9 protein-coding genes and 3 tRNA genes are annotated in these 12,461 nt (G+C 72.9%); 6 read left to right on the forward strand and 6 right to left on the reverse strand.

Going from position 1 to position 12,461, the window contains the following annotated elements:
- Nucleotides 1-6: 6 nt before the first annotated feature.
- The 3 genes from ACZ4V6_RS02700 (at nucleotide 7) to ACZ4V6_RS02710 (ending at nucleotide 4,647) form a co-directional block, all read left to right on the forward strand.
- Nucleotides 7-1,272, forward strand: coding sequence for an NAD(P)/FAD-dependent oxidoreductase (locus ACZ4V6_RS02700; protein ID WP_467821930.1), 1,266 nt, complete (start codon nucleotides 7-9; stop codon nucleotides 1,270-1,272).
- 30 nt (nucleotides 1,273-1,302) lie between these two features.
- Nucleotides 1,303-3,231: a DNA primase gene (gene dnaG, locus ACZ4V6_RS02705; protein WP_467821931.1), complete on the forward strand. Its 1,929-nt coding sequence runs from the start codon at nucleotides 1,303-1,305 to the stop codon at nucleotides 3,229-3,231.
- A 96-nt stretch (nucleotides 3,232-3,327) separates the two neighbouring features.
- Complete coding sequence (locus ACZ4V6_RS02710; RefSeq protein WP_467821932.1) at nucleotides 3,328-4,647, forward strand: RNA polymerase sigma factor; 1,320 nt, start codon at nucleotides 3,328-3,330, stop codon at nucleotides 4,645-4,647.
- 31 nt (nucleotides 4,648-4,678) lie between these two features.
- On the opposite strand, the gene ACZ4V6_RS02715 is transcribed toward ACZ4V6_RS02710, so the two are convergent.
- The 4 genes from ACZ4V6_RS02715 to ACZ4V6_RS02730 form a co-directional block, all read right to left on the reverse strand.
- Entirely contained in the window at nucleotides 4,679-6,610 is a 1,932-nt protein-coding gene (locus tag ACZ4V6_RS02715; protein ID WP_467821933.1) for an ABC transporter ATP-binding protein, read from the reverse strand.
- Nucleotides 6,610-8,343, reverse strand: coding sequence for an ABC transporter ATP-binding protein (locus ACZ4V6_RS02720; protein WP_467821934.1), 1,734 nt, complete (start codon nucleotides 8,341-8,343; stop codon nucleotides 6,610-6,612). Before ACZ4V6_RS02720 ends, ACZ4V6_RS02715 begins: the two co-directional genes overlap by 1 nt.
- Before the next feature lie 126 nt (nucleotides 8,344-8,469).
- On the reverse strand, nucleotides 8,470-9,924 hold the full coding sequence (locus tag ACZ4V6_RS02725) for a xylulokinase (protein WP_467821935.1): 1,455 nt from the start codon (nucleotides 9,922-9,924) through the stop codon (nucleotides 8,470-8,472).
- A 55-nt stretch (nucleotides 9,925-9,979) separates the two neighbouring features.
- Nucleotides 9,980-10,285: a YtxH domain-containing protein gene (locus tag ACZ4V6_RS02730; protein WP_467821936.1), complete on the reverse strand. Its 306-nt coding sequence runs from the start codon at nucleotides 10,283-10,285 to the stop codon at nucleotides 9,980-9,982.
- Between the two features lie 149 nt (nucleotides 10,286-10,434).
- On the opposite strand from ACZ4V6_RS02730, the gene ACZ4V6_RS02735 reads away from it, so the two are divergent.
- The 3 genes from ACZ4V6_RS02735 (at nucleotide 10,435) to ACZ4V6_RS02745 (ending at nucleotide 10,867) form a co-directional block, all read left to right on the forward strand.
- Nucleotides 10,435-10,507 (forward strand) — tRNA-Asn (locus ACZ4V6_RS02735).
- Nucleotides 10,508-10,512: 5 nt separating this feature from the next.
- Nucleotides 10,513-10,585 (forward strand) — tRNA-Asn (locus ACZ4V6_RS02740).
- 208 nt (nucleotides 10,586-10,793) lie between these two features.
- Nucleotides 10,794-10,867: transfer RNA gene (locus ACZ4V6_RS02745), tRNA-Ile, on the forward strand.
- Between the two features lie 60 nt (nucleotides 10,868-10,927).
- On the opposite strand, the gene ACZ4V6_RS02750 is transcribed toward ACZ4V6_RS02745, so the two are convergent.
- Complete coding sequence (locus ACZ4V6_RS02750; protein ID WP_467821937.1) at nucleotides 10,928-11,080, reverse strand: hypothetical protein; 153 nt, start codon at nucleotides 11,078-11,080, stop codon at nucleotides 10,928-10,930.
- A gap of 97 nt (nucleotides 11,081-11,177) precedes the next feature.
- Nucleotides 11,178-11,855 (reverse strand): STAS domain-containing protein, encoded by a 678-nt coding sequence (locus ACZ4V6_RS02755; protein WP_467821938.1) that lies wholly within the window; start codon nucleotides 11,853-11,855, stop codon nucleotides 11,178-11,180.
- Between the last annotated feature and the right edge of the window lie 606 nt (nucleotides 11,856-12,461).

Genomic DNA, 12,461 nt, shown 5'->3' on the forward strand with positions numbered 1-12,461 from the left:
CAACAAGTGGTCGACGCGGATCAGACATTCGTCATCGTCGGAGGAGGCCTGGCCGGCGCCAAGGCGGCCGAGACACTCCGCACGGAGGGATTCACCGGCCGGGTGATCCTCATCTGCGACGAGCGCGACCACCCCTACGAGCGCCCGCCGCTGTCCAAGGGCTACCTGCTCGGCAAGGAGGAACGCGACGGCGTCTTCGTGCACGAGCCCGCCTGGTACGCGCAGCACGACATCGAGCTGCACCTCGGCCAGACCGTCGTCGCCGTCGACCGCGGTGCGAAGACCGTCCACTACGGCGACGACGGCACCTTCGCCCGGTACGACAAGCTGCTCCTCGCCACCGGCGCCGAGCCCCGCCGCCTCGACGTGCCCGGCACCGACCTCGCGGGCGTCCACCACCTGCGCCGCCTCGCCCACGCCGAGCGCCTCAAGGGCGTCCTGACCTCCCTCGGCCGGGACAACGGCCACCTCGTGATCGCCGGCGCCGGCTGGATCGGCCTGGAGGTCGCGGCGGCGGCCCGCGAGTACGGCGCGGAGGTCACCGTCGTCGAACCGAGCCCCACCCCGCTGCACGGCGTCCTCGGCCCCGAGCTGGGCTCCGTCTTCACCGAGCTGCACGAGGCGCACGGCGTCCGCTTCCGCTTCGGCGTGCGGCTGACCGAGATCGTCGGCCAGGACGGCATGGTGCTCGCCGCCCGCACCGACGACGGCGAGGAACACCCCGCGCACGACGTGCTCGCCGCGATCGGCGCCGCCCCGCGCACCTCCCTCGCGCAGGCGGCCGGCCTGGAGATCGCCGACCGCGCGCACGGCGGCGGCATCGTCGTCGACGAACGGCTGCGCACCTCCGACCCCGACGTCTTCGCCGCCGGCGACGTCGCCTCCTTCCCGCACGCCCTGTTCGACACCCGCCTGCGCGTCGAGCACTGGGCCAACGCCCTCAACGGCGGTCCCGCCGCGGCCCGCGCCATGCTCGGCCGGGACGTCGCCTACGACCGCGTGCCCTACTTCTTCTCCGACCAGTACGACCTCGGCATGGAGTACTCCGGCTGGGCGCCGGCCGGGTCCTACGACCAGGTGGTGATCCGCGGGGACGCGGCGAAGCGCGAGTTCATCGCCTTCTGGGTGAAGGAGGGCCGGGTGCTGGCCGGGATGAACGTGAACGTGTGGGACGTCACGGAGCCGGTCCAGCGGCTGATCCGCTCGAGGACCCGGGTGGACACGGAGGCCCTGGCCGACCCGCACGTCCCGCTGGAGAGCCTCGTCGTCTGAGGGCCCCGCCCGCCCCCGTAGAATTCACGCGTGGCAGGACGGATCAACGACGAGGACGTGAAGGCGGTACGGGACGCGGTCCCGATCGACGCCGTCGTCTCGGAGTACCTCCAGCTGCGAGGCGCGGGCGGCGGCAACCTGAAGGGCCTGTGCCCGTTCCACGACGAGAAGTCGCCGTCCTTCCAGGTCAGCCCGAGCAAGGGTCTCTTCCACTGCTTCGGGTGCCAGGAGGGCGGCGACACCATCACGTTCGTGATGAAGATCGACCACCTCACCTTCTCCGAGGCGGTCGAGCGCCTGGCCGGCCAGGCCGGCATCACCCTGCGGTACGAGGAGGGCGGCTACAACCCCTCCCACCAGCGCGGCGAGCGCATCCGCCTGGTCGAGGCCCACAAGATCGCCGCCCAGTGGTACGCGGAGCAGCTGGCCACCAGCCCCGAGGCGGACACCGGACGCGCCTTCCTCGCCGAGCGCGGCTTCGACCAGGCCGCGGCGGAGCACTTCGGCGTCGGCTACAGCCCCCAGGGCTGGGACCACCTCACCCGCTTCCTGCGCGGCAAGGGCTTCAGCGACAAGGAGCTGCTCCTGTCCGGCCTCGCCCAGGAGGGCCGCCGCGGCCCCATCGACCGCTTCCGCGGCCGGCTGATGTGGCCCATCCGCGACATCGGCGGCGACGTGGTCGGCTTCGGCGCCCGCAAGCTCCACGAGACGGACACCGGCCCGAAGTACCTGAACACGCCCGAGACGTCGATCTACAAGAAGTCCCAGGTCCTCTACGGCATCGACCTCGCGAAGAAGGACATCGCGAAGGCGTCCCGCGCGGTCGTCGTCGAGGGCTACACCGACGTCATGGCCTGCCACCTGGCCGGGGTCACCACCGCCATCGCCACCTGCGGCACGGCCTTCGGCGGCGACCACATCAAGATCCTGCGGCGCCTGCTGATGGACAACGGCTCGGCCCGCGTGATCTTCACCTTCGACGGCGACGCGGCCGGCCAGAAGGCGGCGCTGCGCGCCTTCGAGGACGACCAGAAGTTCGCCGCCGAGACCTACATCGCCATCGCCCCCGACGGCATGGACCCCTGCGACCTGCGCCTGGCCAAGGGCGACGACGCCGTCGCCGACCTGGTCGAGCCGCGCACCCCGCTGTTCGAGTTCGCGCTGCGCCAGATCGTCGCCCGCTACGACCTGGACACCCCGGCCGGCCGTGCCGCGGCCCTCGACGAGGCCGCCCCGGTCGTCGCCCGCATCAAGAACAGCGGCGCCCAGCACGAGGTCGCCGTGCAGCTCGCCGGCATGCTCGGCATTCTCGACACCCAGTTCGTGGTCAAGCGCGTCGCCCAGCTCGCCCGCTGGGCCCGCGACCGCGGCGGCAAGGGCCCCGCCCCCGACCGGCCGCAGCGCGGCGGCGACGGCCCGCGGCAGTACGCCCCCACCGCGCAGGCGGCCCCCCGCGGCCCCGCCCTGAACCTGCGCAACCCCGTCTTCGCCACCGAGCGCGAGCTGCTCAAGCTCGCCCTCCAGCGCCCCGAGCTGGTCTCCCCGGCCTTCGACGCGTACGGCGTGGACGAGTTCACCGCCCCGCCCTACGCGGCCGTGCGCCAGGCGATCCTGGAGACGGGCGGCGCCGAGTCCGGCGTCCAGGACCCGCAGGGCTACCTGGTCCGCGTCCGCGAGGCCGCCCCCGACGACACCGTCCGCGCCATGGTCACCGAACTCGCCGTCGAGGCGATCATGCTCCACCGGGGCGTGAAGGACGTCGACGAGGTCTACGCGGGCGCCCAGCTCGTCACCGTCCGGCGCCGCGCGGTCGAACGCCGCATCCGCGACATCACCGGCCGCCTCACCCGCCTGGGCGGCCACGGCGACCCCGCCGAACTCGCCGCCGTGCAGAACGAGCTGTGGGTCCTCCAGCAGTACGACCAGACCCTGCGCGAGCACGGCGCCGCCGCGCTGTAGGAGCGCCCGCCGATCACCGCGCGGTCACGACGCGGACGCAAAAAGTCACCGCACGCCCCTCGTGGCGGCGATGTGTCGTACCCCACACTGAGGGCGGTGCCCGAGTCCTCGGAGCGCGGCCGGCCCGTCCCCGACGGTTCCCGCAACCCCCCGGCCGCGTTCCACACGAACGGGACGGACGGCGGCGAGCGCGCCGGCTCCGCCCCCGACGTACCGCTGCCGCCCCCGCCGGCGGCGTCCATCCTGGAGGTCGCCCCCGTGCAGACCCAGACCCTCGCCCAGACCGACGCGCATACCGACGGTGCGGAGCCGGACGCGGACGCCGGCGCCCTCCTCGCCATGCCCCCGCAGCACCGCGCCGCGCACGACCCGGAGCACGCGCCCGCCGACGAGCCGCCCGCCGACGAGCCGCCCGCCGAGGCCGAAGAACCGGCCGCCGGCGCCGACGCCGCCGAGGCCGGGGAGCCGGCCGAGCCGCCGGCGCCCACCCGCACCGAGAGCGGCGGGCCCTCCTCCGACCTGTTCCGCCAGTACCTGCGCGAGATCGGCCGGATCCCGCTGCTCTCCGCGGCCGAGGAGGTCGACCTCGCGCGCCGCGTGGAGGCCGGGCTGTTCGCGGAGGAGAAGCTGCGGCTCACCCCCGACCTGGACAGCAGCCTCGCCCTGGACCTGGACCGGCTCGTCGTCATGGGCCGCCTCGCCAAGCGCCGTCTGATCGAGGCGAACCTGCGACTCGTCGTGTCGGTGGCGAAACGGTACGTCGGGCGCGGGCTGACCATGCTCGACCTGGTCCAGGAGGGGAACCTGGGCCTGATCCGGGCCGTGGAGAAGTTCGACTACGCCCGCGGCTACAAGTTCTCCACGTACGCCACCTGGTGGATCCGCCAGGCCATGTCCCGCGCGCTGGCCGACCAGGCCCGCACCATCCGCGTCCCCGTCCACGTCGTGGAGCTGATCAACCGGGTCGTCCGCGTCCAGCGCCGCATGCTCCAGGAGCGCGGCTGCGAACCGACCCCGCAGGAGGTCGCCGCCCACCTGGACCTGCCCCCGGAACGCGTCGGCGAGGTGCTGCGCCTGGCCCAGGAACCCGTCTCCCTGCACGCCCCGGTCGGCGAGGAGGACGACGTCGCCCTCGGCGACCTCATCGAGGACGGCGACGCCACCAGCCCCGTCGAGTCCGCCGCGTTCCTGCTGCTGCGCGAACACCTGGAGGCGGTGCTGTCCACGCTCGGCGAACGCGAGCGCAAGGTCGTCCAGCTCCGCTACGGCCTGGTCGACGGCCGCCCCCGCACCCTGGAGGAGATCGGCCGCATCTTCGGCGTGACCCGCGAGCGCATACGCCAGATCGAGTCCAAGACCCTCAACAAGCTCCGCGACCACGCCTTCGCGGACCAGCTCAGGGGCTACCTGGACTGACCGGGGGCCCGGCGGACCGGGCCCCGCCCGCTCAGCCGTCGACCTCGGCCACGGCCTGCGCGAACTGCGCCTCGTACAGCCGCGCGTAGGCCCCGCCGGCCGCCAGCAGGTCGGCGTGCGCGCCCTGCTCGACGATCGACCCGTTCTCCATGACGAGGATGGTGTCCGCGTCCCGGACGGTGGAGAGCCGGTGCGCGATCACGAACGACGTCCGCCCGTGCGCCAGCTTGGCCATCGCCTTCTGGATCAGCACCTCGGTACGGGTGTCCACCGAACTCGTCGCCTCGTCCAGCACCAGGATCACCGGGTCGGACAGGAACGCCCGCGCGATGGTGACGAGCTGCTTCTCGCCCGCGCTCACCCCCGTGCCCTCGTCGTCGATCACGGTGTCGTAGCCGTCGGGCAGCGTCCGCACGAACCGGTCCGCGTGCGCCGCCCGCGCGGCCTCCTCGATCTCCCCGCGGGTGACCTCGCGGGACGCGCCGTACGCGATGTTCTCCGCGATGGTGCCGCCGAACAGCCAGGTGTCCTGGAGCACCATGCCGATCCCGGCCCGCAGCTCGTCCCGGGACATCGTCGCGATGTCCACCCCGTCCAGGGTGATCCGGCCGCCGGACACCTCGTAGAACCGCATCAGCAGGTTGACCAGCGTCGTCTTGCCGGCACCCGTCGGGCCGACGATGGCGACCGTGTGGCCCGGCTCCACCTTCAGCGACAGGTCCTCGATCAGCGGCTTCTGCGGGTCGTACCGGAACGACACGTGCTCCAGCTCCACCCGCCCGCGCAGCTCCTCGGGCCGCACGCCGGGGACCGGGTCCGCCGACTGCTCCTCCGCGTCCAGCAGCTCGAAGACCCGCTCCGCCGACGCCACGCCCGACTGCACCAGGTTCGCCATCGACGCGACCTGCGTCAGCGGCATCGAGAACTGCCGCGAGTACTGGATGAAGGCCTGCACGTCGCCGATCGACAGCGAACCGGAGGCCACCCGCAGGCCGCCGACGACCGCGACGAGCACGTAGTTCAGGTTCGACACGAACATCATCAGCGGCTGCATGACCCCGCTGTTGAACTGCGCCTTGAACCCGGCCTCGTACAGCGCGTCGTTCTGCTCGGCGAACCGCTTCGCCGACTCCTCCTGCCGGCCGAACACCTTCACCAGCGCGTGCCCGGTGTACATCTCCTCGATGTGCGCGTTCAGCTGCCCCGTCGAACGCCACTGCTGCACGAAGTGCGGCTGCGACCGCTTGCCGACCCGCGTGGCCACCACGAAGGACAGCGGCACCGTCACCAGCGCGACCAGCGCGAGGATCCAGGAGACGTAGAACATCATGATCAGCACGCCGATGATGGTCAGCAGCGAGTTGATCAGCTGGCCCATCGACTGCTGGAGCGTCTGCCCGATGTTGTCGATGTCGTTCGTCGCCCGGGACAGCACCTCACCGCGCTGACGCTTGTCGAAGTACGACAGCGGCAGCCGCGACAGCTTCGTCTGCACGTCCTCGCGCATCCGGAACATCGTCCGGTTGACCGCCCGGTTCACCAGCCGCGTCGCCACCGCCATCAGCAGTCCGGCCGCGCCGAACACCGCCAGCGCCAGCAGCAGCACGTGCCCCACGGCGGTGAAGTCGATGCCCTCGCCCGGGTGGAAGTCCGTGCCGCGCAGCATGTCGGCGACCTCGCCGTCACCGCGCTCCCGCATGGACGCGAGGACCTGTTCCTTCGTGGCCCCGGACGGCATGTCCCGCCCGACGATGCCGGCGAAGACCAGGTCGGTGGCCCTGCCGAGGATCTTCGGCCCGACCACGCTGAGGCCGACGCTGACCACCACGCAGGCCAGCAGCGCGTAGATCGTCACCCGCTCCGGCCGGAACCGGGCGACGAGCCGCTTGCCCGACCCCTTGAAGTCCATCGAACGCTGGTCGGGGCCGCCCCCGGCCATCATGCGACCGCCAGGCCCCGCCATCAGGCAGCCTCCGCTTCCGTCAGCTGGGAGAGCACGATCTCCCGGTAGGTGTCGTTGTCCGCCATCAGCTCGTGGTGCCGGCCCACGCCGACCACCCGTCCCTCGTCCAGCACGACGATCCGGTCGGCGTCCCGGATCGTCGCCACGCGCTGCGCCACGATCACCACGGTCGCCTCGGCCGTCTCCCGGGCCAGCGCGGCGCGCAGGGCCGCGTCGGTGGCGTAGTCGAGCGCCGAGAAGGAGTCGTCGAAGAGGTAGATCTCCGGGCGCTGCACCAGCGTCCGGGCGATCGACAGCCGCTGCCGCTGGCCGCCCGACACGTTGGTCCCGCCCTGCGCGACCGGCGCGTCGAGCCCGCCCTCCAGCCGCTCCACGAACTCCTTGGCCTGCGCCACCTCCAGCGCGTGCCACAGCTCCTCGTCGGTGGCGTCCGGGTTCCCGTAGCGCAGATTGGTCGCGACCGTGCCCGCGAAGAGGTACGGCTTCTGCGGCACCAGGCTCACGACCTTCGCCAGCACCTTCGGATCGACGGTGCGTACGTCCACCCCGTCGACCAGCACCTCCCCGTCCGTGGCGTCGAACAGCCGGGGCACCAGCCCCAGCAGCGTGGACTTGCCGCTGCCGGTCGAGCCGATGACGGCGGTCGTCTCGCCCGGCCGGGCCACCAGGTCGACGTTCCTCAGCACCGGCTCCTCGGCCCCCGGATACCGGAACCCGGCGTCCCGCAGTTCCAGATGCCCGTGCCGGCGCAGCTCGGTGACCGGCGTCAGGGGCGGCACCACGCTGCTCGCGGTGTCCAGGACCTCCTGGATCCGCTCGGCGCACACCTCCGCGCGCGGCACCATCATGAACATGAAGGTGGCCATCATCACGGACATGACGATCTGCATCAGGTAGGCCAGGAACGCGGTCAGGTCGCCGATCTGCATCCCGCCGCTCTCGATCCGGTGGGCGCCGAACCACACCACGGCGATCGAGGACAGGTTCACCACCGTCATGACCACCGGGAACATCAGCGCGAGCAGGTTGCCGGTGCCCAGCGCCACCTCGGTCAGGTCGGTGTTGGCCTTCCGGAACCGCTGCTGCTCGTACCCGTCCCGCACGAAGGCGCGGATGACCCGGTTGCCGGTGATCTGCTCGCGCAGCACCCGGTTCACCGCGTCCAGGCGCGTCTGCATGGACCGGAACAGCGGCCGCAGCCGCCGCACGATCAGCGTCACGCAGACCGCCAGCACCGGCACGACCCCGACGAGGACGCCGGACAGCGGCACGTCCAGGCCGAGCGCCATCACGATGCCGCCGACACACATGATGGGCGCCGACACCATCAGCGTGAACGTCATCAGGACCAGCGTCTGGACCTGTTGCACGTCGTTCGTCGTCCGCGTGATCAGCGAGGGCGCGCCGAAGGCGCCGACCTCCCGCGCGGAGAAGGACTGCACCCGGTCGAAGACGGCGCCCCGCACGTCCCGGCCGAGGGCGGAGGCGGTGCGGGCGCCGTGGTAGACGGCACCGATGTTGCACACGACCTGCACCAGCGAGATGCCGATCATCAGGGCGCCGTAGCCCAGGATGTAGCCGGAGTCGCCGTTGACGACACCGTTGTCGATGATGTCCGCGTTCAGGGTCGGCAGGTAGAGGCTGGCGCACGTCTGCAGGAACTGCAGCACCACCAGCAGGGCGATGGGTTTCTTGTAGGGCCTGAGGCAGGTCCGCAGGAGTCGTATGAGCACGCTGGGTCTCTCGGAGTCGGCGACAGGGGCGGCGGGTTGCCCCTGGCCCCTATCGTCGGACACTCCACCCGCGTTACCTCAACCGATTAATCCGGCGGCGCCGTCCTCCCGGCCGTACGGGCGCTCCTACGCGCGCAGCGCGCCCGGATGCGTCTGCTCCCGCACCGACACGAACTGCTGCCGCACCGCCTGGCCCACGGCCAGCTCCTCGCCCGGCTCCAGCACCTGCGCGACCGCGCCCTGCCAGGCCGGGGGGGTGCGCGGGTCCAGCGCGCCCCGCGACACGCCGAGCGCCCAGGCCGCCTGCCGGGCCGCGCCGATCGCCGCGTAGTCCGCCGGCTGCGGTACGACGACCTGCGTCCCGAACAGCGCCGGCGCCGCCGCCTGCACGGCCGGCAGCTCCGCCGCCGCCCCCAGCAGGAACACCCGCCGCACGTCCACGCCCCGGCCGCGCAGCACGTCCAGGGCGTCGGCGAGGCCGCACAGCATGCCCTCGAACGCGGCCCGCGCCAGGTGTTCGGGCTTCATCGACTCGCGCCGCAGCCCGGCCAGCGTCCCGGCGGTGTGCGGCAGGTTCGGCGTCCGCTCGCCCTCCAGGTACGGCAGCAGCACCAGTCCGTGCGCGCCCGGCGTCGACTTCATCGCCAGGTCGGACAGGCTCTCCAGGTCCGGCAGGCCGAGCAGTTCGGCGGTGCCGCGCAGGGCCCGTACGGCGTTCAGGGTGGTGACGACCGGCAGGTGCATGCCGGTGGCGTCCGCCAGGGAGGTGATCATGCCGTTCCGGTCGAGGAGCGCCTCGGGGTGCACGGCCATCACCGACCCGGAGGCGCCGAGGGAGACCACCGCGTCCCCGATCCCGATCCCGAGCCCGAGGGCCGCGGCCATCGTCTCGCCGGTCCCCGCGGAGATCAGCAGCCCCTCCGGCGTCGTACCGGCGGCGTCGGCCGGGCCGATCACCTCCGGCAGCATCGCCTGGTGCCCGAGCGCCAGCTCGACCAGATCGGGGCGGTAACCGCCGGTCGCCGCCGACCAGTACCCGGTCCCGGAGGCGCCGCCCCGGTCGGTGGTCCTGCGGGCCGGGCGGCCCAGCAGCTGCCACACCAGCCAGTCGTGGGCCTGCATGAGCACGGTGGTCCGCGCGGCGGCCTCGGGCTCGGTGCGGGCCAGCCAGCGCAGCTTGGTCACCGGCTGCGGGGCCTGCGGCACACAGCCCACGGCCAGCGCCCACGCCTCGCGCCCGCCGAACGCGTCGACCAGATCGGCCGCCGCCACCTGCGAGCGCTTGTCGCCGCCCACCATGGCCGGGCGCACGACGTTGCCCTGGGAGTCCAGCGGCACGACCGAGTTGGCCTGGGCCGAGACCCCGATGGCCTGCACGCCCTCCAGCAGCCCGCCGGCGGCGGCCTCCCCGAGGGAGAGCAGCCAGGCCTGCGGGTCCACGTCGGAGGGGCGGCCACCGCCCTCGGGGCTCTCGACCGGATGCGGTGCGTATCCCTGCCGGAGCACGGCACCCGTGTCCGCATCACAGACGACGATACGAGTGAAATCGGGCGCACTGTCCAACCCGGCGACTATCCCCATGCGGAAAATTCTGCCGCACGGCGAGAGGTGTCCGTACCGGGCGGGGGCACGCGTCTCAGGTGGTGCTGGTGCCCCAGTCGTCCGAGGCGGCGCCGTTCGTGCCGCGCTCGCGCAGCGATCGCACCCGCTGGGCGACCGAGTCGGGCATCCGGTCACCGACCTTGTCGCTCATCACGTGGTAGGCCCTGTCCGCGAAGTGCCGTCCCTGCTGGGCCGCCGACTCGGCGGTGTTGCGCACGGCAGGGTTCTGTGCGACCTGCCGCGCGGACTTCCTCAACTGCTCGTAACGCTCACGCCCGGCCTTGGTGCCGAGCACGTAACCGACGGCGAGTCCGACGACGAATGTGAGCCGGTAACGCATGGCGGTCACCTTCCCTTGCGTAGCTCTGACGGGGCCGGGGGGTACCGATTGGCAAAGCACCCCCCTGCTTGCGCTAATGTATGTGTCGCAGCGAGCGCGCGCCCCCTGGCGAATACCCAGGCTGACGCGTTCGATGCGATACGAGACCTTCCTCGGTAGCTCAATTGGCAGAGCAGCCGGCTGTTAACCGGCAGGTTACTGGTTCGAGTCCAGTCCGGGGAGCTCGGTCCTCCGTAGCTCAATTGGCAGAGCAGCCGGCTGTTAACCGGCAGGTTACTGGTTCGAGTCCAGTCGGGGGAGCACGGTGAACGAGGGCCCTACGGGGTCCTTTTTCATGTCCGCGCCCATGCCGGGGATCTTCTGGGGACAGAGGGGAACCATGCGGCACGCCGCGCAGTCCTCAAGGTCGTGAAGGCGTCGCGGCGAGCCGACCAGCCGAGGCAGGAGATCGTATGAGCGGCTATGCTGCGGCAGACGGCGCGCACACATGTACGCGACACGCCGTTATGGGGCGGTAGCTCAGCCGGTTAGAGCAGCGGACTCATAATCCGTCGGCCGTGGGTTCGAGTCCCACCCGCCCCACTCCGCGCCACCCGGCGGGAATCCCCGGCCGGTGTGGCGGCACCGGCGGGGGCGGCCGGGTCACCGGCCGCCCCCGCCGTTCTCGTCACCGTCCTCGTCGTCGCGCTCGCCCTCCGCCTGGGAGGGTGTGGTCTGCGACGGGTTCTGGCCGGCCTCGGTGTCCCGCTCGTCGTCCCGCTCGCCCTCCGCCTGGGACGGGGTCTGCTCGCTCATCGGGTGTCCTCCTTCTGGCCGCTTCCGGCCGCCGGTCCGGGTTCCCGCGCCGAGTACCCCGCCCACGCCGACGGCACCCCACCACCGGCACGGCGCCTCAGCGGCCGGCCCGCTCCAGGGCCGTCCGCAGCGCCGCGCGCACCTCGGGCGGTGGCGGCGGGCCGTCGCTGCGGGCGCCGGCTGTCACCGCGGCGGCCACCGCGCGCAGCTTGGTGTTGGACAGCTGCGAGGCCTCCCGCAGGATGTGCCACGCCTCGTCCGGCGTACAGGCGTGGAGGGCCATCAGGACGCCCCGCGCCTGGTCGATGACCGGACGGGAGGCGATGGCCTGCCGGAGCTGCGCGACCTCCTGCTGGAGCACGTTCAGCCGCTCCGACCGCTCCGCCGCCACCGCCGAGCGCGCCGGCCGCGGCACGGGAGGGCGGGGCGTGCCGTGCAGGGGAGCGGAAGGGTCCAGGCCGAGCAGCTCGAGGATCCTGCGCGGCTGGCCGGCCCAGTTCCGCGTCGTCACCGGCACCGCCCGCCGGTCGCCGTAGCCGCGCAGCAGCTCCAGGAACTGCAGCCCGGCCGTGTCCATGAAGACCACGTCGCCCATGTCCAGGTCGATCCGCCCGACGTCCGCAGGCAGGGCGGCCAGCGCCTCGGTCAGGGCGTCCGCGCACCCGTGGACCAGCTCTCCGCGCGGGGTGAGCAGCGCCCGGTCCGCCTCCACACGGCCGTCGATCACCAGGGTGGCCGGCCTCCCCGTCAGACGTGGTGGTGCCGCTGAGGTCATGTCACCGCCTTGTCCGTCCTCGTCGGTCCCCGACGACGTTCGCAACGTCACCCGGCCCCCCCGTCTGCCGGTGCGCCTGCCCGCCGTCCGGCGGGAGTACACCCGGCCGCGAGGAATGGCCGCGCCACGGACGGGTAAAGGCGTTGCCGGGCACGGCCGGGCGCCCGCCAGGTGGCCGTCGTCCGTGCGCCGCCGGCGGGGGGCCGCGCCCTCGGGCGTGATCGCCGGCCTCACCGCGTCGCGGCCGTCCGGCAGGAACGCGGTCGCGTCGACGGAGACCTCCACGCGAAAGACGCCGTGGCCGCGGTGCGCGGCGGCCGCGGCGCGGCGCAGGGCGGCGAGGAGGCGGCCGGCGACCCGGTCCGGCACGCGGCCGTCGACGGCGCCCGTGAGGCGGGCGGAGGCGGGCGGAGGGTGAGAGGCCGAGCGGGGCGACGGCGCCGCCGGCGGGGGGCCGCGCCCTCGGGCGTGATCGCCGGCCTCACCGCGTCGCGGCCGTCCGGCAGGGACGCGGTCGCGTCGACGGAGACCTCCACGCGAAAGACGCCGTGGCCGCGGTGCGCGGCGGCCGCGGCGCGGCGCAGGGCGGCGAGGAGGCGGCCGGCG

Source organism: Streptomyces sp. NPDC029152 (assembly GCF_055564355.1).